This is a genomic window from Pseudoalteromonas sp. SD03, from assembly GCF_040937955.1.
GTDB lineage: Bacteria > Pseudomonadota > Gammaproteobacteria > Enterobacterales > Alteromonadaceae > Pseudoalteromonas > Pseudoalteromonas tetraodonis.
The window spans coordinates 2,938,825-2,960,878 of sequence record NZ_CP162514.1; the positions used below are offsets into that span (position 1 = coordinate 2,938,825).

23 protein-coding genes are annotated in these 22,054 nt (G+C 38.3%); 14 read left to right on the forward strand and 9 right to left on the reverse strand.

All coding sequences use genetic code 11. From position 1 onward, the window contains the following. Positions 1–3 precede the first annotated feature (3 nt). Genes ABZP26_RS13720 through ABZP26_RS13730 form a run of 3 tightly spaced genes read left to right on the forward strand, consistent with a single transcriptional unit; the run spans position 4 to position 4,020 of the window. Entirely contained in the window at positions 4–447 is a 444-nt protein-coding gene (locus ABZP26_RS13720) for a hypothetical protein (RefSeq protein WP_220497001.1), read from the forward strand. Continuing rightward, the gene (locus ABZP26_RS13725) at positions 447–2,678 is read left to right on the forward strand and encodes an AAA family ATPase (protein WP_182761196.1); all 2,232 of its coding nucleotides are present in this window, start codon (positions 447–449) and stop codon (positions 2,676–2,678) included. The genes ABZP26_RS13720 and ABZP26_RS13725 overlap by 1 nt, the downstream gene beginning before the upstream one ends. Then, the gene (locus ABZP26_RS13730) at positions 2,671–4,020 is read left to right on the forward strand and encodes a hypothetical protein (RefSeq protein ID WP_250661681.1); all 1,350 of its coding nucleotides are present in this window, start codon (positions 2,671–2,673) and stop codon (positions 4,018–4,020) included. Before ABZP26_RS13725 ends, ABZP26_RS13730 begins: the two co-directional genes overlap by 8 nt. Here the strand turns inward: ABZP26_RS13730 and ABZP26_RS13735 are convergent. Then, complete coding sequence (locus tag ABZP26_RS13735) at positions 4,017–4,217, reverse strand: hypothetical protein (RefSeq protein ID WP_182761198.1); 201 nt, start codon at positions 4,215–4,217, stop codon at positions 4,017–4,019. The two genes, ABZP26_RS13730 and ABZP26_RS13735, sit on opposite strands and share 4 nt — an antisense overlap. Positions 4,218–4,467: 250 nt before the next feature. On the opposite strand from ABZP26_RS13735, the gene ABZP26_RS13740 reads away from it, so the two are divergent. From ABZP26_RS13740 to ABZP26_RS13755, 4 genes are all read left to right on the forward strand, one after another. After that, the gene (locus tag ABZP26_RS13740) at positions 4,468–4,647 is read left to right on the forward strand and encodes a hypothetical protein (RefSeq protein WP_182761199.1); all 180 of its coding nucleotides are present in this window, start codon (positions 4,468–4,470) and stop codon (positions 4,645–4,647) included. A gap of 153 nt (positions 4,648–4,800) precedes the next feature. Next, a complete protein-coding gene (locus ABZP26_RS13745) occupies positions 4,801–5,178 on the forward strand; it encodes a MerR family transcriptional regulator (RefSeq protein WP_182761200.1) in 378 nt (125 codons plus the stop codon). A gap of 60 nt (positions 5,179–5,238) precedes the next feature. After that, a complete protein-coding gene (gene merC, locus ABZP26_RS13750; RefSeq protein ID WP_008109712.1) occupies positions 5,239–5,628 on the forward strand; it encodes an organomercurial transporter MerC in 390 nt (129 codons plus the stop codon). Beyond that, positions 5,616–5,834: a GDCCVxC domain-containing (seleno)protein gene (locus ABZP26_RS13755; RefSeq protein WP_008109710.1), complete on the forward strand. Its 219-nt coding sequence runs from the start codon at positions 5,616–5,618 to the stop codon at positions 5,832–5,834. Before merC ends, ABZP26_RS13755 begins: the two co-directional genes overlap by 13 nt. Positions 5,835–5,856: 22 nt before the next feature. Here ABZP26_RS13755 and ABZP26_RS13760 read toward each other — a convergent pair whose 3' ends face one another. From ABZP26_RS13760 to ABZP26_RS13785, 6 genes are read right to left on the reverse strand one after another with little or no spacing between them, the layout of a single operon-like run. Continuing rightward, positions 5,857–6,396: a manganese efflux pump MntP family protein gene (locus ABZP26_RS13760; RefSeq protein WP_008109708.1), complete on the reverse strand. Its 540-nt coding sequence runs from the start codon at positions 6,394–6,396 to the stop codon at positions 5,857–5,859. A 51-nt stretch (positions 6,397–6,447) separates the two neighbouring features. After that, positions 6,448–7,179: a Qat anti-phage system TatD family nuclease QatD gene (gene qatD, locus ABZP26_RS13765; RefSeq protein ID WP_008109706.1), complete on the reverse strand. Its 732-nt coding sequence runs from the start codon at positions 7,177–7,179 to the stop codon at positions 6,448–6,450. Further along, the gene (qatC, locus tag ABZP26_RS13770) at positions 7,176–8,510 is read right to left on the reverse strand and encodes a Qat anti-phage system QueC-like protein QatC (RefSeq protein ID WP_008109704.1); all 1,335 of its coding nucleotides are present in this window, start codon (positions 8,508–8,510) and stop codon (positions 7,176–7,178) included. The genes qatD and qatC overlap by 4 nt, the downstream gene beginning before the upstream one ends. Further along, positions 8,503–9,390, reverse strand: coding sequence for a hypothetical protein (locus ABZP26_RS13775; protein WP_008109702.1), 888 nt, complete (start codon positions 9,388–9,390; stop codon positions 8,503–8,505). The genes qatC and ABZP26_RS13775 overlap by 8 nt, the downstream gene beginning before the upstream one ends. A 1-nt stretch (position 9,391) precedes the next feature. Then, on the reverse strand, positions 9,392–11,152 hold the full coding sequence (locus ABZP26_RS13780; protein ID WP_024596196.1) for a P-loop NTPase fold protein: 1,761 nt from the start codon (positions 11,150–11,152) through the stop codon (positions 9,392–9,394). Positions 11,153–11,170: 18 nt separating this feature from the next. Next, a complete protein-coding gene (locus tag ABZP26_RS13785) occupies positions 11,171–11,416 on the reverse strand; it encodes a helix-turn-helix domain-containing protein (protein WP_033103103.1) in 246 nt (81 codons plus the stop codon). Between the two features lie 508 nt (positions 11,417–11,924). On the opposite strand from ABZP26_RS13785, the gene ABZP26_RS13790 reads away from it, so the two are divergent. The 6 genes from ABZP26_RS13790 to ABZP26_RS13815 all read left to right on the forward strand — a co-directional run bounded on the left by ABZP26_RS13790 (position 11,925) and on the right by ABZP26_RS13815 (position 19,418). Then, positions 11,925–12,824, forward strand: coding sequence for a cation transporter (locus tag ABZP26_RS13790; RefSeq protein WP_008109692.1), 900 nt, complete (start codon positions 11,925–11,927; stop codon positions 12,822–12,824). A gap of 99 nt (positions 12,825–12,923) precedes the next feature. Then, positions 12,924–13,568, forward strand: a complete 645-nt coding sequence (locus ABZP26_RS13795) for a class I SAM-dependent methyltransferase (RefSeq protein ID WP_368485071.1) — start codon at positions 12,924–12,926, stop codon at positions 13,566–13,568. Between the two features lie 57 nt (positions 13,569–13,625). Further along, on the forward strand, positions 13,626–13,946 hold the full coding sequence (locus ABZP26_RS13800; RefSeq protein ID WP_008109688.1) for a hypothetical protein: 321 nt from the start codon (positions 13,626–13,628) through the stop codon (positions 13,944–13,946). 73 nt (positions 13,947–14,019) lie between these two features. Further along, positions 14,020–15,312 (forward strand): TolC family protein, encoded by a 1,293-nt coding sequence (locus ABZP26_RS13805; protein WP_008109686.1) that lies wholly within the window; start codon positions 14,020–14,022, stop codon positions 15,310–15,312. Positions 15,313–15,382: 70 nt separating this feature from the next. After that, complete coding sequence (locus ABZP26_RS13810) at positions 15,383–16,279, forward strand: efflux RND transporter periplasmic adaptor subunit (protein ID WP_008109684.1); 897 nt, start codon at positions 15,383–15,385, stop codon at positions 16,277–16,279. 10 nt (positions 16,280–16,289) lie between these two features. Beyond that, on the forward strand, positions 16,290–19,418 hold the full coding sequence (locus tag ABZP26_RS13815) for an efflux RND transporter permease subunit (protein ID WP_182761201.1): 3,129 nt from the start codon (positions 16,290–16,292) through the stop codon (positions 19,416–19,418). An 83-nt stretch (positions 19,419–19,501) separates the two neighbouring features. Here ABZP26_RS13815 and ABZP26_RS13820 read toward each other — a convergent pair whose 3' ends face one another. Next, positions 19,502–20,389, reverse strand: a complete 888-nt coding sequence (locus ABZP26_RS13820; protein ID WP_008109680.1) for a cation diffusion facilitator family transporter — start codon at positions 20,387–20,389, stop codon at positions 19,502–19,504. Next, on the reverse strand, positions 20,376–21,107 hold the full coding sequence (locus tag ABZP26_RS13825) for a transglutaminase family protein (RefSeq protein ID WP_005245162.1): 732 nt from the start codon (positions 21,105–21,107) through the stop codon (positions 20,376–20,378). The genes ABZP26_RS13820 and ABZP26_RS13825 overlap by 14 nt, the downstream gene beginning before the upstream one ends. Positions 21,108–21,186: 79 nt before the next feature. Between ABZP26_RS13825 and cadR the strand changes: the two genes are divergently transcribed. Beyond that, on the forward strand, positions 21,187–21,582 hold the full coding sequence (cadR, locus tag ABZP26_RS13830; protein WP_016899209.1) for a Cd(II)/Pb(II)-responsive transcriptional regulator: 396 nt from the start codon (positions 21,187–21,189) through the stop codon (positions 21,580–21,582). The last annotated feature ends 472 nt before the right edge of the window (positions 21,583–22,054 follow it).

A 22,054-nucleotide genomic window follows, 5' to 3' on the forward strand; every position in this document is an offset into this window, starting at 1 on the left:
ATCATGGTGAATAAGCGCAGAAAATCTTCTCAGGATATCGGTAAACAGAATGCTAAAAAGATAGCAGATTGGGTAAATACTTCGCCTGTTATCCCTTTGTATCAAGGTCGGGTTAACAAGATTCAAATTTTCAAGATGCATAATGTGCCTAAATCAACACTTGATACAAATGAAGATCTACAAAAGATATTTGCGCCTGATGGTCCAATAGAAAAGCTAGTACAAGAACAAAAAGGGCTGGAGATTGAGCAACCTGATGATGTGGTAGAAGAAAATTCAGCAAAAGAAGATTTAGAAAACACGGTTTCCAATAATGAGCTTGAATTGAAAGTTAAGGCATTAGAGACTCAGCTTAACTCTATTCAACTAGATCTTGCTTCGGAACAGTTTTTGTTGGCAACAGGTCGGTATATTCCAAAGCTATACATGGATGTTGGTGACGTGTGATGCAAATAAATAATATATCGTTTAACGAAGAAGTTAAGCAATTAATAGGCGTAGTCACTTTAGTTCGGCACTATACACAAGATAAACGTGGTATCTCATCTATATTTTTATTAAAGGTTGCACGTGAAAAAATAGTCGTTAAGGCTGAATTCGGTGCGATTACGTCAATCCCGCAAACAGGAGAAATCTGGAGAGCGACTGGTGATTATTCCTTTGATAAGGAATATGGCTCACAGTTCATTGTAGATGAGGCTTTAAAGCTGCCCCCCAACGCAGAAATTTCAACTGAGGTACTTTGTGATTTCCTTATCTACAACGCCCATTTTGTCGGTATAAATAGCTATTGGACGAAGAAACTTAATCTCGCTTTTGGTGAAGATTTATTTGCAGTTTTACAAAGTTACTCAGCTAAAAAGTTATCTAACTGTAAAAAGCTAAAAATCTCACCAGTTATGGCTCAAAATCTTTGTGATGGTTGGGCTAAGGCTGTTGGTGAAAGTGAATTAAATCTATTTTTTGAACGACACAAATTACCAGTTGAGTATGTTGAAAGTACTCGTCAACTACTAGGCCGTGACGCAATTAGCTTGATAAAAAAGAATCCATATCTGCTCTATCCTATAACATCTGTAAATGCTGCAAAGCGGACATGGAAGTCACTAGACAAAAAAGTAAGAGCTAACTTTGATATCAATTTAAACGATAAGCGTAGAGCTATTTCATTTGTTGAATCACTACTTTATTCAGCACATAGCAATAACGGTGATATGGCGTTACCTGCTAATGAAGTCAAAGCTGAACTGATTGAAGCAGGCATTGGGCTTGAACTTAATGAAATTGAAGACTGTGCTTTTCAGACACTTTGTTTCAACAAACAAAATGACACTATACAAATCTTAGGTCATCAGGCGATTGAAAAGGCAATTAATGCATTACTTCACAGGCGTTTATCTAAGATAAAGCAGCTATTTGATACGAATTCGTTGGCGTTTGACGAAACGTTATCAATATTAGATCACCACAGTGTTGAACTAAATCCTCTTCAGTTACAGGCATTAGGTAATGCCTTTAATCGACCTGTTTCTTTTATTGTAGGAGAAGCTGGTACAGGAAAGTCTTTGCTATCCCAGATCATCATTGATGTATGCCTTAATAATGGTATTAACGTTTGGAGAGTTAATTCAGTTGTTTGTAATGGAGACAATATACTGCCTAATTTAAAGGGAGAATCTATTAATCGCTTCATTTCACAGGCAAAAAAGCGAAACCTAAAAGGCGCATTGTCAGGAGCACTTATACTGATAGAAAATTCAAATTCAGTTGATATGTTAACGTTATATAAACTATTAAAGGTTGTTCCTCTTAATGCTCACATTTGTTTTATTGGCGATAAATACAAATTGCCACCAATTGGTCCGGGAGCTTTTCTCAAACAGGCTGCTGACTTAAAACATGATGCGATTACAGGGCTTTTTGAAGTCTACGGTTCGACATCGAATTCAGATATCCAACGGATCTCTAACTCTTTATTTAATAATACTGCATCATCAGTATTCGATGCTATTACCGCATTTGACGTGTCAAAAGAACAAAGCCTAAGTATGTACCATACTAAAGATAAATCTCACGAGATGCTTAGTACCATTACAATCAATATTTGGTTCGAATTGACTTCAATGTTAAGTGATGTACCTAAGATCATTTGTTCGAATCCTCAGTTATGCGATGACATAAATTCTCAAGTTCAGCGGATTCGTTTTGACCGGAAAAAAGTAGCAAAGCTAGAAATTGGTGAATCTGTTTTCTACGCGGGGGAGCCAATTATTTTTGCCAAATCTAATAAGTTTATTGATGTATCGGTTGGTACGTTAGCAAACATAGTAGAAGTATACGAAAAGCCTGTCGTTGCATATGGGCGTGAGTGTTGGATGAAGATAGACATTGGTGGTGATTGTATTGATTTGTCATTAGATGATATTGAAAGTATTGCGCTTTGTTATGCAATTACGGTGCACAAAGTTCAGGGGAATCAATTTACTCATTCCTTAGTTATTTTGGATAATTTCTATTTGATTGATAAATCATGGCTTTACACATGTATAAACGCATCTAGAGAGTCGATGTTATTTATCGGTAATAGGAATCAACTAGTCAATACGGTTGATGCCGCAGAGTTTAGCGCTAATAGGCATCATGGTGTTCCACTAAAGTTGGAGGTTTCAGATGAGTAACGGTATTACTGAAACAAAAGTACACTATGATCGTCAAGACCACTATGTTTACCAAGATATCAACGGAGAGGTTCTTTGGGCACCTACAGATTTTATCATTGAGCTGGATAGAAACCCCAAAACTATACGCACTTATCGAAAGGCTATCAGACGATTATTTAAATTTTTGAACTCTGGTAAACATAAAATAAGCTGGCTTGAAATGAATGACTCTCGCATGAGGGAATTTAGGACGTTCTGCTTGAAAGAAACGACAACAGATTCACGATATCGAGGTGATGAAAACGTTGCTAAACAGACGGTCAATAGCGACTTTTTGATGCCAATCTATAACTTTTATCATTGGGTACAAAAGCAAGGTACATATCACCCAAATATTCTTGGTTTTGATCCGGCCAATAAGTTTTCATATCAGATAACATCATCATTACTTTTGAAGGAAATCGCCGTATCTAGAAATGAAAAGCCAAACAATAATTCACTATATCCAGAATTATTTAGAGATTGTGATACCAGAAGCCGAAACAGAAAAGATGCAAGTGAGTATGAGCTAGAAGAACTTAACAATTACATAATTAATGAATATGAGGGCTATGAGCGAGCGTCACTATTGCTAATTGCGCAGATCATGAATGAAACGGGTAGCCGCCCGATTTCTGTTAGTAGCTATCGTAGGCTTCAATTTTCTAAAGAAATCATCGAAAGAGAGTTCTTCCTCAACAAGCAAGATAGTTTATCAATTGTTCCAAAGCTGGCTAAGCAAGGAAATACTATGCCAGTGAGCTTTAGGTTCTCTACAGTGCTCGCTGTCAGGAATTTCATTGAGAATGATTTGGAAGAGTTTCTCACCAACATTGATACTGGCAACTATGAAGGTCATTTATTCTTAGACCCCAACAGCTTTCAACCATTAACCGCTGAGAATATCAGCAAGATCTTCAGTGAAATCACCACAGAACTTGGCTGGCCTAAAGGTAAATCGATTTATTCATTACGCCATAAATTTTCCGGAGATAGTCTTGATAAACATTTGGACGCTGCATTAGAGTTAGGCTTTAGTGCTAATGAAACTGCAATTGCACTTCAGATGGAAAGGGAAATGACCCACCGCAGCGCAGGCTCTCTAGAAGACTATATTTCGAGTCGTAAAAGAACTATGCAACAAACTGATTCATTTAAAAAGTCTTTAAAGATTAACGAACTAGAATCAGACAAAACTCGCCTTGAGCTAGAAAGGCAAAAAGCGATAGAAAGCGCAGAGCAAAAAGATGCAGAGAATCAGGCACTGTTATTAGAAATTCAAAAGCTACAAAGCCAACTAAAAGACGGCGATATTAATTAGTAAATATCTGAATCGGGGATCTCAAGATCTCCTAGATCACCAACCTGCGAATAAAAGGGATGAGTCTCAAATGTAATTTCATCATCATCAGACTCGTTACCTTCCGAAACGGCATAGTCAAAGCTTGTAGTATCGGATTCTAATGAGTCGAGAACGTCACTAAGTTTTGGGTACTTGAATGCAAGATTCTTATTCATCGTAAACCTCTATAGTTCGCCCTGAGTAGTTATAGTATAGAGTGAGGGTCATAGACTCTCCAGTTCAAATGCTAAGAAGTGGTGATTACGATTGAGTTTTTGAAAAAGTAACCTATGAGAGGTTACTTTTGATAGGAGTACAAAATAGTAACCGTTGAAAGGTTATTATTTGGCGGCAAACAAAACCTATAGTAGATTTCAATTCTAGTTTTGGAGTTTTTTTGAATACGCAAGCTTAAGGCCATAATTAGTGAAAATAAAAAATCCACACACGCTCAAGCAAGCTTTAGCAAATATGAAGCTCGAAAACTTGTCTCCATCTCCTGAAGTTAGTGTACTTCTGCAACAAGCATTAGTGGATGAGAACATTGACACAGAGGACATAATAAGCCTATTACGTGCTGCGCACCGTACTGATGAAGTACGTTAGTATACTGAATATTAATCGTCACGGTTAGCAATTACAAAACCGTGACCGATAACATCCAATAGATAACGTAATAATTGAGAAAATTATTTCTTCTACTTTAAGGTCAATTTTGAATATTACTATAATGGCACTTGTTGATTGAAGAGTATGTAAATGAAAACCATAGGTAAACTTGCTAAAGAACTTAACATTAGCATTGAAACAATCCGTTTCTATGAGCGCCAAGGTCTGATAGAGCAACCTTTAAAACCAGAGTCTGGTTACAGAATGTATGGCGATGCCCTTACCAGTCAACTCAAATTTATTCTGAAAGCTAAAGCATTAGGGTTTACGCTGAAAGAAATTGAATCGCTTATGTCACTAAGTGACAGTTGCGCTGATATTGAGTCGATGGGGTTGCAAAAACTTAATCTCATTCGTAATAAAATTGCTGATTTACAGCGATTAGAGAAAGTAATTCAAGATATGACAGATTCTTGCAAGGCCAATCAAGACCCTCAATCCTGCCCGGTAATAAATTCACTTAAATAGCTATTGACCCCGTACTTATGTACGGAGTTTATACTACCTTAAAAATTGAGGTAGATAGTTATGATCAATAAAATTCTAGATAAAGTAGGTTCTGGTGGCGTTTGGCTAGCCGCCCTTAGCTGCACAGCATGTTTTCCTGCACTCGGCTCATTGGCATCTGCTCTTGGGTTAGGTTTTCTTTCACATTTTGAAGGGATAGCGGTGAACACCTTATTGCCATTATTTGCTTCACTAGCGTTGTTAGTTAATTTCTATAATTGGTATCAACATCGAGATTCATTGAGAGGCGTTTTAAGTGTCATTGGCCCAATTGCAGTATTGCTGACCCTTTATCCTTTATGGCAATACGACTGGAGCACTTACTTATTTTACTTTGGGATCATTTGGATGGTCGTAATGTCTATTTTAGATATTGTTAAGCCCATTAAGGAACCAGTATGCAAGGTATAGAACTAGAATCTAAAATCACTTGCCCTGAATGTGGATTTAGCAAAGTTGAAACCATGCCTACAAACGCTTGCCAATGGTATTACGAATGCGAAAGCTGTAAAGCACTACTTAAACCGTTAAAAGGTGATTGTTGCGTTTATTGCTCTTATGGAACAGTTAAGTGTCCTCCTATTCAAGAAGGCAATGCATGTTGCTCAGGTAAGTAGCCTAGTATTCGGTGGTTCTGTGTCAACCAAGTAATATCTTAAATGCGATTGCGATTAACACTAAACCACCAAATAGTTCAGCTTTAGATTCCAGCCATACGCCACTTCTTTCGCCGATATTCACACCAATCCAGCTAAAGGCAAACGTCGTGACGCCTATTATCAAGCAAGCTACGGCTATATCTACCTCAAGCAATGTGATTGCATAACCTGCCGCCATTGCATCAATACTGGTGGCAATAGCAAGAACAAATAGCACACGATGAGTAACATTAGCAATATCTTCTTCAATTCCTTCAGATTGGGACTCATAAATCATTTTGCCACCGATAAATACTAGCAAAATAAAAGCTATCCAAGGTGCATAATCTTCAATCCAAGATGATAAACCTTTACCGCTGTAATAGCCTAAAAGAGGCATAAAGCCTTGGAAAAAACCAAAATAAGCAGCGGCTTTAATAAAGAGCTTTTCAGCATTTACTACTTTTTTAGAACCTAAGCCTATGGATACTGCAAACGCGTCCATACTGAGTGCTATAGCTAATACAAATACTTCAAACAAACCGATTAAACCTGAATAAAATTGTTATAAGATTACGTGACGTATAATTAGTTACTTGACTGATGTTAAACACCTAAGATTTACTGACAATTTTTCTATTATCAAAGCCTTATTTTTACACCAAATTTCAGCCAGATATTCAGTAACAGTGCCAACACTTGAAGGAAACAGAATATTCCCCGCCACTTTGGCGAAAGGTCCATCAGTTTCGAGTAGAACTCTATCTTGAGGTATCCACGATATTACTTTTTTAGCTCTGGCTGAAGTTAGCATGGCTGGCCCAATAGAGAAGAAACAGCCTAGCTCGACGGCTTCTAGAACTTGCTTCTTAGTACCTAAAAACCAATGAAGAATAGAAGTACCAGCATTGGGATGTAACTTAAGTTGTTCAAGAACTTCACCAGTCGCGTTAAGACTATGGATAGTTAGTATTTTGTCATCAAAGCCTTCACATTTTTTTAGAATATGCGTGAAAACCTCTAATTGATCATCAAAGTAATCAGCGTAACCTTTTGAGCCATCCAGTCCAATTTCTCCAATATATCTAGTTCTATCAACTAGCTTATCGAATAGTGCTAATTCATTTTTTCTTAGATGAGCAAGTTGAGGGTGAAGCCCCAAGGCCGTCTTACAGTGTTTTATGCCACTTGTTAACTGGACAGTACCTTCAAAAGCTGAAGGCACCGTAGTTACTGATAGCACGTAATAATTACTGCTTTTTATGTCGTTCAATACCTCTTGATGATCTGGATATAAATCAACGTGGCAATGAAGATCCATCATGACGATTTATCCGCTTGGAGAAATAATTCAACCTCTGCCAATCCTCGCTTAATAGTTGATTCTAATTTTTCTCGTATATCTTTTTCTTGTGGTATTGGCCCTGAACTTCGAAGCCAAGAACGATAGTTATCGGATTGTTTCAATCTAATAATGGCAGTTTGAACCGCTTGGAGATCATCGCGAGTATCTTTTTCTTTGATAAGATCTCTCAACCGCTTTGTCTTGTATGGCGCATCTTGTGTAAAACCAGCATGAAAAACTGACGCTCTTCGAATAAGGCAAGGTACACAATGCCCACACTGTTTATGTTCTCTGTGCCAATGACTGCATGAAACACTTAGGGGAACTGCTTTTCTAATTGCGTCTTGATCAACACATTCCGCTAACATTTCACCTTTAGTTTTGAATTGATAGGGGTTTACAAATTTGACATGAAACCCAGTGTCTCTAAGCAAAGATTCAAGCCTGCTTAGAAAATTAGGATGAGTAGTTCTAGTGCTATGGCTACCAATCCGTCTTCTGGTAAGCGGCGGATTTATAGAAATATAGCCATTCTCTGGGACGACAATAGTTTCAATACTGCTATCGCAATTAGCATTTCTTAAGGCTGATATACCAAGTACCGCCATAGCTAGGAAGTTAAAGCTTCTTCCCCTCATACTAATGTCAGTTTTACCTTCTAAGTGCTTAATAATATGGGGAGACATTGAATAGGACAATTCGCCGAATGGCGGGGATAATAATTGCTTAATGTCTTCTTGCTTAGCGCCATCACCACGATAAGCGTGACTAACCAAGAGAGGCTTTAAATCTGATTCTCCGTTCAAAATATCAATTGCACCAACTGCGCTATCAAGACCACCAGAAAAAAGGCAAACAGAGTTGAGTCCAATTAATGATTTTGCTTTTGCTTTCGCTTGCTCACTTGTTTTAGGAGTCGGCATCGGCATAGTTGTTTTTTCAAAAGTAAACAGCCATTGATCGCCTGTAAGAAAGTTGAGCAAAGAACTCAGTTCAGGTTCTACAAAATTCCACATATCCTCATCAGTTACAGGAACATGCAAATGCATTTTTCTAGCCCATGCATTTTCTGCATTATCCCTTAATTCAAATGTATCAGCAGCGGTAACGGCGGTAGCAATTGTTATCAGATCTATTGAATCAGCATCTACATTCAATCCTAAATCACGAACTGTTTGTAGTAGTTGTTTTGACACCAAGCTGTGCTTAGTGATGTCATTTTGATGCGTATGAAACATTTGGACAGGATGACAATCATCAGAAAAGTCAGGCAAGTTAGCAGGGTCATGGTTAAAGTAAAAATTAGTCATTAAAGCTCTCCCATTCATCAACCGTCATAGCAATAGCATCGGCTTGAATTTTAGTAATATTTTCTTTGCTAATAGTACTGGGGTTGCCATTAGTTACTTTGTCTAACTGCTCTTGTGTAATCACTTTTATTAGTTCCCTTAATTCAACTTCCATTTGATGATGCTTGCTTGCTGGCTCAACATGAAACCAAGCTCTGCCCATGCCTTCAACCACATCCTGAAAAATAAGGTCTGTTAAATAACAGCCTATGGCTTCTTGGATAACTTCGTCAGTAAAACTGTTTGGGTCAAATTCTTCTGTATCGGGGAGTGCTTCTTCTAGTGCGTAATCCAACGCAACTCTTACAGCATCCGAATCGGCATTATCAGGCGCTAAATGGCTAGCAATTTTGTCGATTGCTTGATCAGTCGATAGCCCAGTTAGATCACCTAATGATAAGCTTTGATTATTAACCGTTACGGTGTCGCCACGCATGACACCAAGCAATCCAGAACCAGCAGTTATGCCGCTTGATAGTCTCCTGCTTGTGCTTTTACCTCCGCCAGAGCCTTTTCTAGAGTAACTTTTTAATGAACGCCTTAGATCTGAGGTTGAGCCACCTGTTTGCGCATATTTACCAAATGCTCTTCTGGCACTGGCAAACCTATTTGGAGGCGGTGTTGCTGTAGGTGAACCACCGATTTCTTGTTGAACCTTGTCATTGTCAATATCATTGCTATTGTCATTCTGATCATCAGCTTGATTATTATCAGAGCCAGCTTGCTCATCCCCATCAGTACCTGATGCAGGTTCTATTGTGACAGGATCTCCTTGCTCTGCCCAAGATGGAATAAGTGGACTCTTATTATTTGGTCCTGTTGACGATGCGGACGTACCCATATTACTTAGTTCCCTCTAGTTCTTTTAAAATTGGATTAAGCCATCTTTGGCGGGGCAAGCTTTTTAAAAATGTAAGAAGACTTAAGCTACATTTATCATCCTGCTTGGCAAGTAACACAGCCCCATAAATGCCTGTTGGTCTTTCGGTCCAATCACCAATCAACTTAAAGTTTTCAATCAAACCATCCATGACTGACATGTATTCTTCCTTCGGAGTTGTGGTAATCGCAGTAGAGTTAACGCCACTGACCCTTACCTTTTGCTTCATTAATTCTTCTACGAGTTTTTGAGCGGCTCCAGACATTACCGAATTAACAGCCCCCATTGGAATGCTTTCTCTGCTCAGATATGCCGCTGGTGTCAAATCCATTTCAGTGAACATGGGAGGTAATTTCGACCATTTATCAATAAAAGCTAGGTCGAGTTTCCACTCTTCAGGTAAATTAATTTCGTCAAATTCGACTTCTGAATTTTCAAGATCCGCTAATACTTTTGGATATCCGTTTTCCTTATCAATTAATTCATAAAGCTTGTTGGTAGCCTGAGTGCCTAAGCACCTCTCAAAAATTACCAGCTTAGTGATAGTTTTTTCATCAAGCTGCATTCCTCTGCGATGAGCGGTTTTCTTTCTCATCTTAACCTGATTGAGTAATCGCTTAACTATGCGAGGGTTGCCGTTAATGTTTGTGGATTCAGCTAATAGTGGAGCTAACTGTTCAGCAACCACAAATTTACTTCTGAGTTCGGAATGCTTTTCAATCTCGTGATCTTGAAGTAGCTCGTCAACGGTAATTTGTGGTTGTTTCCACGACAGCCTTAATGACTCTTCAAGGGCACATCTTATCGTTTCTAATTGCGCATCGGTAACGCCGTGATCTTGAGCAGTAAGCATCATTAAATATGCCCTTATCTCCAGAACGCCGGGTCTTGGTACATGCACAGGAATTTGAATAAGCTTGTCTAAATAATCAGTTTGATGTCGTTGAGATGCACCTTTGTGATACTCAGGCACTGCCAAGCGGATCATGTCCTCATCGGCGGCAATAACAAATGCAGTATTGGGTAAAAATAGAAATAACCTGATCGCCTCAAGGGTCGAAATAGCATTAAATGGAGAGCAGCGATCTAAATTATCGACATAGACAATAAGTGGCTTATCAAACTCCTTTAACAGATCAGAATATGCTTTTCGGAATTCTTTAATTTCTTTAGGAGGTGAAAATGATTTATTATCTTTGATCAAACCTTTGTTTTTCTTCGCGACATCCTTAGCGCCATCGACAGCACCTTTTACATCATCAACATCCAGTTCACCATCGTCACCACCACTGAATAGTCCCATGATCTTCTGTATACCACCCATAGTTGGTATACCAGCTAATGCTGCACCACCATCCATTAGCAATCCCATCAGTCTGATCTTATCTATTCGTCCAGCAAACTCTTTTGCTTTTGCACTGAGATTTTTATCGTCTGCTGCTTTTTTAACTAAAGTAGATGCAATTGTTTCTAGTAACGCCGCTTTAGCGTCATCATACCCTTGGAAAGTCCATGCATCGAAATGTACTTGGATATATTCTTGTTCATCACTTTCCAGAGAAGCCTTAGTAAGTTCAAGAATCGTCGATTTTCCAGCGCCCCAATCACCAAAAACGCCTATACTAATAGGCATTAACTCCTTTTCTGTTATAAGATCTTTTATTGACTCAGCCGTTTCATTAAAATTTAAGAAATCAATTTTTGATTCTTTATCAGACCACATAACGTCTCCTTTTATTTATTATTTCTTTTGTTCCATTCTTTCAATAGTTCGGTGAACCGTGGGGCGGCTAACAGAATATTTCTTCGCTAATGCAGAGATCGATTCACCATTTAATTTATCTTTATATAATTCTTTCGCTTGTTTGTCTGATAAAGCAGGCAATCTGCCCATGTGTTTGCCTTTAGCTTTAGCCTCTTCACGACCTTCTGTGGTTCTGGCTTTTATAAGATCCCGCTCAAGTTGAGCGAATATGTGGCTACGCATAATGTTTGAGATTATTTCTCATCAAGCCAGATTGGGTGAGTACTAGGAAATCTTCGTCAGATTTGAGCCTGAAGCAGTCGTAAACGATGGTACAAAATTACTTCAGCTAAAATTCACTTTGATACGAAACCGGACATTAGGCTTAGCGTATCTCATGACAAGTGTTCCAACAATATAGTCGTTGCTCTTACTTTTAAATTTAAATCTTGTTTTAGATCCTCTGTACAATTAGTAACACACCAACGCGACTTTAATGTGGAATTAGGATCATCGGTTAATTTATTCTATCTAGATAGCTCTTCTATTTTTTATCTTTGATAAACATCGGTATAAAACGGGCAGTCCAAATAATGTTAGCAGTGTTTGCTGTCACTACCCCCCAACAATTATTTTCTTGGAATAGCTATTTGAGTTACTTCCCAAACTTTTCATATTGAATAATTTTTATTTGACTCTATAGCCACTATAGATTTTATACTTATTTTAATATTATTACGGAATGTTAAATATGTCAGAAAAATGTAGTGGTCAGTGTCAATCATCTTCTACCAATGAAGATGTAAAAATTGATACACAATTAGATAACTATAGTGGCGCGTTTGTCAGTACATTTAAAGTACCTCAAATGGACTGTCCTTCAGAAGAGAGATTGATTAGGTTAGCACTTGACTCAATTGAGCCTTCAGTTGGGTTGCAATTTGATATTCCTAGCCGTTTAGTCAAGGTTTTTCATGATGAAAATTTAGATGAGATAACAAAAAAATTACAACAACTCAATCTCGGTGCAGAGTTGGCATCAACTAAAGAAAGTTGCAGCACCGAAGCTGCAAAAGCAAAAGATCTAGCCCAAAAAAATGAGATGAAAGAAGCATCAACCCTAAAATGGTTGTTAGCCATTAATGGAGTCATGTTTTTTATAGAAGTAATTGCTGGGTTGATTGCACAGTCTGCTGGCCTAATTGCAGACTCATTAGATATGTTTGCTGATGCTGCTGTGTATGGTTTGGCTATTTATTCGGTAGGTAAAAGTATCAGCATGAAACTTAGAGCGGCACATATATCTGGTGTGCTTCAAGTTATTCTAGCGCTAAGTGCTTTGAGCGAAGTCGTAAGACGCTTTGTTTACGGTAGTGAACCGATCTCTTCTTTAATGATGATATTTGGTGGAATAGCACTAATCGCTAACATTGCTTGTCTATTTTTAATATTTGGTAATAAAGAAGACGGCGCTCATATGAAAGCAAGCTGGATTTTTTCCGCAAATGACGTTATTGCAAATGTTGGGGTAATCTTAGCTGGCTTTTTAGTTACAGTAACAAGCAGCCGTTATCCAGATTTAGTGATTGGTTTGATTATTGCTGTTGTAGTTTTAAACGGTGCTCGCCGTATCTTACAGCTAAAGTATTAAACAAATTCATCATGGCTATTTATTTAAATTTTAAAACCATTAATAGCATCTTTATAGCTAGTTTAAGTCTGCTTCAAACGGCTAAAGGGAAATGAAGTTATGAAAAACAATGCCTACATTCCGCCATTACGATTTCATTGGTTAACTAATTTTTATGACAGCCTCGTTGCTATCACCACGAGAGAAGCATTTTTTAAAAAACTGATTGTAGATAAAGTTGCCAACGTCAAAGGAAACAACCTACTTGATGTTGGATGTGGAACCGGAACGCTAACAAAATTAATAGCTGAAAAATCACCTAAATATACCGTAATAGGCTTAGGTGCAGACCAAACCGCTTTAGATATTTCACAGAAAAAAGTTATAGGCAAGGATCTTAATATTTCTTTTAGACAGGGCTTTGGACAAGAAATGCCTTTTAGTGATAATTCCTTTGATATCGTAGTTTCAAGTTTGTTTTTTCATCACTTAAGCCGTTCAACTAAGCGTGCGACATTAACTGAAATTCGTCGGGTACTTAAACCGGGTGGCATTTTATTAATTGCTGACTGGGGAAAGCCGACTTCAATATTTCAACGGATATTGTTCTTTGTCGTTCAGTTATTAGATGGTTTTGAAACTACAAAAGATAATGTAGATGGAGTCCTTCCTTCTTTAGAGGTTGAATCAGGGTTTACTCATGTTTCAGATTTAAACATAGTCCCAACGACTTTGGGAACTATCAGACTGATTGAAGCGAACTAGATAACAATGAACCTAATGCGTCCGTCATATTTTAAACCATATATATCATACGTGATAATGATTTTAATCGCGGTGCAATCTGTGTTTTTTTCGCTAGAAGAGCTTGAAGTAAACTTAATTGAAAGTTCTTTTAATACATCACTAACTGAGTCTATTACCCCGCTAGAATCTCCAGAAACCTCCAATTTATTTGAGGTGAGTAATAGCCAAACTTTAATTGATAATTGTAATTTTTGTTGCTGTTGTCACTTATTTTTAAATGCAGATTATTCTTGTAATATTTTACAAAAAATAGAATATTTCCTTACCTACGCCTTAGTTTCTCCTGAGCTAAAAGGCTATATGTCGGTGCCATTCCGCCCACCTAAATACGCCTAAATTTTATAGAAAATTAAGAAAGGTCAAATGTTAATGACCTAAATATCACATATAAATTTATAGGAAAGTATACATGGCACTTAATACCTGTGAGCATCGCAAGATAGCAATTTTGAGGTGTGTAACACCTCAGCTTAAATATATCGCGTTTCTCGCGTTGTCACTTTTTACATTTAATGTTTATGCCTTTGAAAAGCAGTTAAATCTTCAAGAGGCAATTCAGTGGACGCTTAAACAAAATCCTGAACTCAAAATATTTGATTTCAAACAAACCGCATTAACAGGACAAGAACAAACAGCAAGTTTAAATCCCGCTTATGAACTAGAAGTTGAAGCTGAGAACTTTGCAGGCTCAGGTGAATTTAATGCATTCGACAGTGCTGAATTAACAGTCGCTCTATCTTCGGTTATCGAAATGGGAGATAAACGCTCAGCGCGGATTGGACTTGTTTCAAAATCAAGAGCACTACTCAATGCTGAGAAAGAAGTCTCTGCGCTTAATTTAATGGCTCAAGTCACTGAGAAGTACGTGGAAGTACTTGCAGCCCAACAAAGAGTGATATTGGCAGATAATGCATTGAGCTTAGCACAAGAAACGTTAGAGATTGTATCTCAGCGTAACCGCGCAGGTGCTACTCCTGAGGCTGAAGTGAAACGTTCAAAAGCAGTTATTGCTCAGGCTAACCTCACCCTTCAATCTGAACAAAAGCGCTTGGAATATCTAAAGCTTTCTTTATCAGCTTACTGGGGAGAAACATCAGTGTCATTCTCTAGAGTAACTGGAGATCTGTTTCAGTTTGGCAATGATAGTGATTTTAGTAGTCTCTTTGCGAAATTAGAGAAAAACCCTGCTATTCAAGTTTATGCAAGTGAGCAGCGACTAAAAGAGGCCGAATTACAGTTGGCTAAAACAGAGTCAACGGCCAATATCAAATGGTCTGTTGGTGTTAGGCGCTCTCAAGAAGCCAATGATACGGCACTGGTCGCTGGCTTTAGCTTACCTTTGTTTGCTGAAAAGCGAAATTCTGGTGCAATCGCTAGTGCGCTAGCAGAGCGTGACCAAGTTGCCATAGAGAAAGAGGCGACTAAGTTGAGGTTTAGAAATCACTTACTACGAGCATACTCCAATAGAAAACAAGCCATATTAACAGCTAATTCATTAAAGCAGTCGGTTATCCCAATGCTTGAAGATGCACTGGAAGATACTCAAGACGCCTATCAAAAAGGTCGATATGGATATCTTGATTATGTATCGGCTAGACAAGAGCTGTTAAATGCTCGGCGAACCCTCATTGATGCGGCATCTGCTGCCCTAATTTATGGCGCAGAGATAGAAAAACTAACAAACGAAGCGCTGTCACTCTAAATAAACATCACTTTAAGTTTAATAACAATTTATTGATTCAGTTATTAACTGAATCGTTTAGGAATTCAAAATGAAAAACTATTTACTCGCACTATTGATTTTTATTGGGTATCTATCACCCATTCAAAGTGTTATCGCTAGTGAAGATGAACATGAAGGCGAAGAAGGCATTAGCAAAATAAACAATAACATGGCAAAAAGGCTTGGTGTTGAAACAGCCTATTTAGCTTCAAAAACGTTGAACCAAACTATCCCTGTATACGGCGCTACGACGATAGGCGCTGAACAATTATTTCAAGTTGGCGCTAGATATAACGGCGTTATAAAGACAATTAACTCCACTGTTGGTGATAAGGTAAAAAAAGGAGATCTATTAGCCGTTATTGAATCTAATGAAAGCTTAAATACCTATAAAATAACATCCCCTGTTTCTGGGACTGTTTTACAGCGAAATGGAAATATTGGCGGTATCACGCAAAACACTAGCTTGTTTGAAATCGTCAATTTTGACACCTTGTGGGCTGAATTTAAGGTGTTTACCAGCCAATATAATCAAATCAAAGTCGGTCAACCTGTTGATATTGAGCATGGTGAACAGGCATTCAACTCAACCATCACCAATATAATTCCAGCTAAAGATCAGTCTTATGTTTTAGCACGTGTACGTTTAAATAACACTGAGCTAAACCTAACCTCAGGCCAATTATTAATGGGCAGCGTAAAGATAAACCGATTTGAGGTGGATTTAGCCGTCGAGAAAGTTGCGATACAAGAACTGGGAGGACAATTTGGTGTCTTTGTAAAAGAAGATGAAGAGTACGAGTTTGCGCCACTTGTGCTCGGACGTTCAGACAAAAACTATATCGAGGTCATTGATGGCCTCAGTAAAGACGCTGAATATGTAAACAAAAACAGTTATCTGATAAAAGCGGATATTTTGAAATCTGAAGTAGAAGACGACGATTAGGAGACGCAATATGATTGAATCAATTTTGCGTCTTGCAATAAATAGACGCTATTTAGTATTAAGTCTGCTGATGGTAATCATCGGCGTTGGCATGTGGAGTTATCAAAAACTTCCCATTGATGCTGTTCCAGATATAACAAACGTGCAGGTACAAATAAACACTTCTGCCCCCGGTTATTCACCTTTGGAAGCGGAACAAAGGGTGACCTTTCCTGTAGAAACCGCCTTAGCCGGATTGCCAAAGCTGTCTCACACCCGCTCCCTGTCAAGATATGGATTATCTCAAGTAACCGTTATCTTTGAAGAGGGAACCGATATTTATTTTGCTCGCAACTTAATCAATGCAAGATTAGCTGCGATAAAAGGCGTTATTCCCTCTGGCTTAGAGCCAGAAATGGGTCCTATTTCGACAGGGCTTGGCGAAATATTTATGTATACCGTACAAGCTTCTCCTGACGCTAAAATGCCTAATGGAGAGCCTTATACCGCTATTGCCTTAAGAGAAATACAAGACTGGATCATTAAACCGCAATTGGCTCAAGTTAAAGGCGTCATTGAGGTCAACAGTATCGGCGGCTACAACAAGCAATATCACATAACGCCTAAACCCGAAAAATTACTTTTTCATCAGGTAACCTTTGAAGAAATATCTGATGCATTACGTAAAAACAATGACAACCGTGGCGCAGGTTATATCGAACAAAACGGACAGCAAGTTTTAGTACGCTCCATTGGGCAACTAGCGACAATAGATGAGATCCTCAATGTCATCATCAAAAAGAACGATGGTATTCCTGTAAAAATAAGTGATGTTGCCAATGTTGCTATAGGCAAAGAACTTAGAACAGGGGCTGCTACTCGTAATGGCATTGAGACAGTGCTTGGTACAACCATGATGCTGATTGGTGAGAATTCTCGCACCGTTGCTTTAGAAGTGGAACATAAGCTCAGCGAAATACAAAAATCTCTGCCAAAGGGCATTACCGCAGAGCCTGTTTACGACAGAACAACGTTAGTAGATAAAGCGATTGCAACCGTTACCAAAAACCTCGTTGAAGGTGCGCTTTTAGTTGTTGTTGTGTTATTTATTCTACTTGGAAATTTACGTGCAGCTCTCATTACCGCTGCTGTTATCCCTATTTCCATGTTAATGACAATCACAGGTATGGTGCAAGCAGGAGTATCTGCCAATTTAATGAGTCTCGGCGCATTGGACTTTGGCTTGATAGTGGACGGGGCTGTAATCATCGTTGAAAACTCTGTCCGTAGGTTAGCACAGGCCCAACACAACGGTCATAGGCAAGACTTAAGAGAACGCCTAAATACCGTTTTTGAAGCCACTTCAGAAGTGATACGTCCAAGCTTGTTTGGTGTGGCAATTATCACTGTTGTTTACATCCCCATTTTCACGCTAACTGGCGTTGAAGGGAAAATGTTCCACCCTATGGCGGCAACTGTCGTTATGGCGTTAATTTCCGCAATGATCCTTTCAGTTACACTGGTTCCTGCTGCTGTAGCTGTGTTTATGAAAGGTAAAATCAGCGAAAAAGAAAGTGTAGTTATTCGTTCAACCAAGTCTATTTATGAACCATTGTTAAAAATGGCGATGAAATTTCGTTGGATTATTGTTTCATTCTCAACGCTGTTAATGGGGTATAGCCTTTGGTTAGCAACTACGCTTGGGACAGAATTTGTTCCTCAATTAAATGAAGGTGATATTGCACTACAGGCATTAAGAATTCCATCGACTGGCCTAGAGCAATCAGTAGAAATGCAAGAAGTACTTGAGCAACGTATTAAAGCGTTTCCTGAAGTTGATAAAGTATTCTCGCGCATCGGCACACCAGAAGTAGCAACTGACCCAATGCCACCGAGTATTGCTGATATCTTTGTTATTTTAAAACCACGTAAAGATTGGGCCGAACCTTCAAAGCCAAAGAGTGAATTAGTTGAAGAAATGGAAGAGGTACTGAAAAACATTCCGGGCAACAACTATGAATTCACTCAGCCTATTCAAATGCGTTTCAATGAATTGATTTCTGGCGTTAGAGCTGATGTCGGCATCAAAATATTTGGTGATGATTTGGATCGGTTATTACTCACCGCAAAAGATATTCTAAATATAGTGAAAACCGTGGACGGTGCTGCTGATGCCCGAATGGAACAGGTCACAGGTGTTCCATCTTTATCAGTAATTCCTAAACGAGAAGCGCTTGGTAGGTATGGTTTGAGCGTTACCGAACTGCAAGACTGGGTTGCTACTGCAATTGGCGGTGAATCTGCGGGGATCATTTATGAAGGAGACAGACGATTTGAGTTAGTTGTTCGTCTACCGGAGCAAATAAGAACGGATATCGATAGCTTGAAGCATCTGCCGCTTCCACTTGAGAATGGTAACTATGTGCCACTTGAAGAAGTTGCAGAGCTTAAATCTGAGTCTTTACCTGCTCAAATTAGCCGTGAGAGAGGTAAAAGAAGAGTTGTGGTTACCGTCAATGTTCGTGGTAGAGATTTAGGCGGTTTTGTCAAAGAAGTGAAAGCTAAAATTAATCAGGAAGGAGAAATTCCAGCAGGATACTGGCTTGATTATGGCGGAACCTTTGAACAGCTAGAGTCAGCGAGTAAAAGATTAAGCTTAGTTGTGCCGATCACACTAATTGTTATCTTAGGTATTTTGGTTATTGCATTTGGTTCATTAAAAGATGCATTGATCATTTTCAGTGGTGTACCGTTAGCATTAACTGGGGGCGTAATTTCTCTTTATTTAAGAGACATGCCTTTATCTATTTCGGCAGGTGTCGGCTTCATAGCATTGTCAGGTGTTGCCGTATTAAATGGCTTGGTTATGTTGGCTTTTATTCGAGATCTTTGGCATGAAAAAGGCGACCTTTACGTAGCGATCATTGAAGGTGCCATCATTCGTTTAAGACCTATTTTAATGACGGCACTGGTCGCAAGTTTAGGTTTTATTCCAATGGCGTTAAACACTGGAATTGGTGCAGAAGTGCAACGACCACTAGCAACAGTTGTTATCGGCGGTATTGTATCTTCTACAATTTTAACTTTGTTTGTATTGCCTATTTTATATCAATGGGCGCATGGCGCTGAGAGTAGTAAACAGCAATCTGACGAAATTTAAAAACAAAAAAGCAGCTTAATTACTAGGTTATGCCTAATTAAGCTGCTTTTTATATTGTATGCCCAACATTTTATTGATAAAGCTTACTGCGCTTCATCCCGACAATTTTCATTTAAAAACTCAAACTCTATCGTTGTATGCGATAAATGATAGGAAGATAATTTAGCTGCAACTTCTTGTTTAAGCCTAATTAATTCTTTAACGTCAAAGTTGTCACTCAGCTCAAGGTGCGCTGTTAAAACGTGACTTTCACCATCTAGTGACCAAAAGTGCATGTGGTGGATACCATTAACTTCAGGAAATTCCATTAGTGATAGTTTAATACGCTTTTGAGTCTCTTTATCGGGTGCAGCTTGAAGAAATAAAACGAGTGTTGATTTCAGGTTTTTGAAAACATTAAACAAGATGAACAGCGTGAACCCTATTGATAAAAGGGGATCTAATATCGGCAGTTCAGCGAACAACAGTACGATAGAGACTATAAGAACGGCAACCCATCCAAGTACATCTTCAAGAAGGTGCCATGTCAGCACTTTCTCATTTAATGTTTCACCCGCTTTTAATTTTAATACAGCATATCCGTTAACGGCAACGCCGAGTATCGCTAGCCCTAACATCCCCTCGACTACAGGCATTTCAGGATTGGACAGCCTTGGAATTGCTTCAAATAAAATCCAAATTGAGCCAATGATTAAAACAATACTGTTTATCAATGCGCCAAAGAGAGTAAGTCTACGATAACCATAACTAAACCTATCTGATGCTTCTTTATTTGAAAAACGACTCAATAACCAAGCAAACCCTATAGACAGGCTATCACCCAAATCATGAACTGCATCTGCCATTATCGCCGTACTGTTAGTGAGCCAACCACCTATAAATTCGATAATAGTGAATGTCACATTAAGGAAAAATGCCCAACCAATACGGTCATCTTTACCATGTTGATGACTATGATTATGGTTGTGCATTTTGTACCTCTAGTACTTTTCTATTTCTTAGTTTTGATACATTCATATTAATCAAGTGACGTATCAAGCGTTGATATATCCAGCGTTTGAACCCCGACAAGTTAGTCCCTTTTTCGAGATAGAACTCATCAGGGGAATCATAAAGCCCAAAGTCATCATGAATACCTTCTTTTTGAATATAGGTATTTTCTCCACGCCAATCTGTATCTGGTGATGAAAAGCACTTTGTTGCAACACCATAACCACAAAAATCATCTTTTACTTGGTCAAATTTCTCCTGTAGAGAGCTTAAGTATTGCTCATCCAATATAAAGCCCTCTAAGTTTATCCAACGCCCTTCAAAGTAAACTTCTACCCAACTATGAATGATGTATTTAGGTGCTAACCAAAATACATAGCTTGGGATAGCACCTTTTTGTAGTTGCTGGTCTATGGTAAACCCATGAAATCGGCATTGAATGCCTAGTCCACGCAATAGTGCCATTAACAGATTACCCTTAGTATTACATTGTCCATAACCATCTGCTAGCACATCGCTTGCTGCAATATCATCGCTTTCATTATAACCAAAGAAAATCTCATCTTTTACAAACTGATAAGCGGCACCAATTTTGTTGAAGTTATCCAAGTTTTTCCACCTACGTTGATCGATCAAGGATTGGATATCTTTGTGTTCAAAATTAACGATATTCGTATTGTTTAAATATTTCTCAGTCATTTTTTATATATCCTTTTCGTTGCATACTTATACTATAGACTCTATAGTAACTATAGAGTCAAATGTCTGGGGGAAATTGATGAAAATAGGCGAATTGTCTAAAAAATCGGGCTGTTCAATACAAACGATTAGATATTATGAAAGAGAAGGATTACTGTTAAATCCAAACCGTTCAGAAGGTAATTTCAGGCTGTATGATAGTAAAGCACTTAAACAATTGGAGTTCGTAAAACATTGTCGCAGCCTAGATATATCACTCAATGATATTAAACGTCTTATCGAATTAAAAAATAAGCCAGAAGAAAGCTGCTCTAGCGTTAATGCATTAATTGATCAGCAACTTGCACTAGTGAATAAACGCATGAAAGAATTAAGGGCGCTTAAAGCTGAATTACAACAGATGGCTAGTGCTTGTGGTTCGAACAATACTATTGAAGCATGCGGGATCATTAAGTCACTAGATAAACTCTGTTAGAGGCATACGGGCAGAATATAGAACATTAATCGACTATTGCATGTCCTAAATGTGGACAGATAAAAACGGAAGAAATGCTGACAAATTCATGTCAGCGGTATCACAAGTATGAGTCACACAAGGTTTTGCCAAACTATTGAATGGTGACTGGTGTGTTTACTTCTCATATGGAACAGCAAAATTCCGCCAATTCTAGAACGACAAAATTAGTTGCAGCCGTTAATGCACTAGAGTGTTTAAATTGAAGTTTATTATTGACTCTTCAACGTCTGCTTTACACTCTGAATTTTCGTTAATAACTCAAAAGCTAACTTCCGCTTTTGGCTAAGTGAAATCATAAGGTATTCATTGATGCTAATGTCCGCAATGTCGGAGGAGCTGCCGTTAGCAAATAGCATCAAATTATCGTAATATAACTGATTGAGTCTCAGATATTATGATTAAAAAATCATACTTTCATAAAAAGAGAGAT

Bases quoted from the DNA above. Each gene is read 5' to 3' on its own strand.
- ABZP26_RS13720 (WP_220497001.1), top strand. From the start codon at position 4: ATGGTGAATAAGCGCAGAAAATCTTCTCAGGATATCGGTAAACAGAAT.
- ABZP26_RS13725 (WP_182761196.1), top strand. From the start codon at position 447: ATGCAAATAAATAATATATCGTTTAACGAAGAAGTTAAGCAATTAATA.
- ABZP26_RS13730 (WP_250661681.1), top strand. From the start codon at position 2,671: ATGAGTAACGGTATTACTGAAACAAAAGTACACTATGATCGTCAAGAC.
- ABZP26_RS13735 (WP_182761198.1), bottom strand. From the start codon at position 4,217: ATGAATAAGAATCTTGCATTCAAGTACCCAAAACTTAGTGACGTTCTC.
- ABZP26_RS13745 (WP_182761200.1), top strand. From the start codon at position 4,801: ATGAAAACCATAGGTAAACTTGCTAAAGAACTTAACATTAGCATTGAA.
- merC (WP_008109712.1), top strand. From the start codon at position 5,239: ATGATCAATAAAATTCTAGATAAAGTAGGTTCTGGTGGCGTTTGGCTA.
- ABZP26_RS13755 (WP_008109710.1), top strand. From the start codon at position 5,616: ATGCAAGGTATAGAACTAGAATCTAAAATCACTTGCCCTGAATGTGGA.
- qatD (WP_008109706.1), bottom strand. From the start codon at position 7,179: ATGATGGATCTTCATTGCCACGTTGATTTATATCCAGATCATCAAGAG.
- qatC (WP_008109704.1), bottom strand. From the start codon at position 8,510: ATGACTAATTTTTACTTTAACCATGACCCTGCTAACTTGCCTGACTTT.
- ABZP26_RS13775 (WP_008109702.1), bottom strand. From the start codon at position 9,390: ATGGGTACGTCCGCATCGTCAACAGGACCAAATAATAAGAGTCCACTT.
- ABZP26_RS13780 (WP_024596196.1), bottom strand. From the start codon at position 11,152: ATGTGGTCTGATAAAGAATCAAAAATTGATTTCTTAAATTTTAATGAA.
- ABZP26_RS13785 (WP_033103103.1), bottom strand. From the start codon at position 11,416: ATGCGTAGCCACATATTCGCTCAACTTGAGCGGGATCTTATAAAAGCC.
- ABZP26_RS13790 (WP_008109692.1), top strand. From the start codon at position 11,925: ATGTCAGAAAAATGTAGTGGTCAGTGTCAATCATCTTCTACCAATGAA.
- ABZP26_RS13795 (WP_368485071.1), top strand. From the start codon at position 12,924: ATGAAAAACAATGCCTACATTCCGCCATTACGATTTCATTGGTTAACT.
- ABZP26_RS13800 (WP_008109688.1), top strand. From the start codon at position 13,626: ATGATTTTAATCGCGGTGCAATCTGTGTTTTTTTCGCTAGAAGAGCTT.
- ABZP26_RS13805 (WP_008109686.1), top strand. From the start codon at position 14,020: ATGGCACTTAATACCTGTGAGCATCGCAAGATAGCAATTTTGAGGTGT.
- ABZP26_RS13810 (WP_008109684.1), top strand. From the start codon at position 15,383: ATGAAAAACTATTTACTCGCACTATTGATTTTTATTGGGTATCTATCA.
- ABZP26_RS13815 (WP_182761201.1), top strand. From the start codon at position 16,290: ATGATTGAATCAATTTTGCGTCTTGCAATAAATAGACGCTATTTAGTA.
- ABZP26_RS13820 (WP_008109680.1), bottom strand. From the start codon at position 20,389: ATGCACAACCATAATCATAGTCATCAACATGGTAAAGATGACCGTATT.
- ABZP26_RS13825 (WP_005245162.1), bottom strand. From the start codon at position 21,107: ATGACTGAGAAATATTTAAACAATACGAATATCGTTAATTTTGAACAC.
- cadR (WP_016899209.1), top strand. From the start codon at position 21,187: ATGAAAATAGGCGAATTGTCTAAAAAATCGGGCTGTTCAATACAAACG.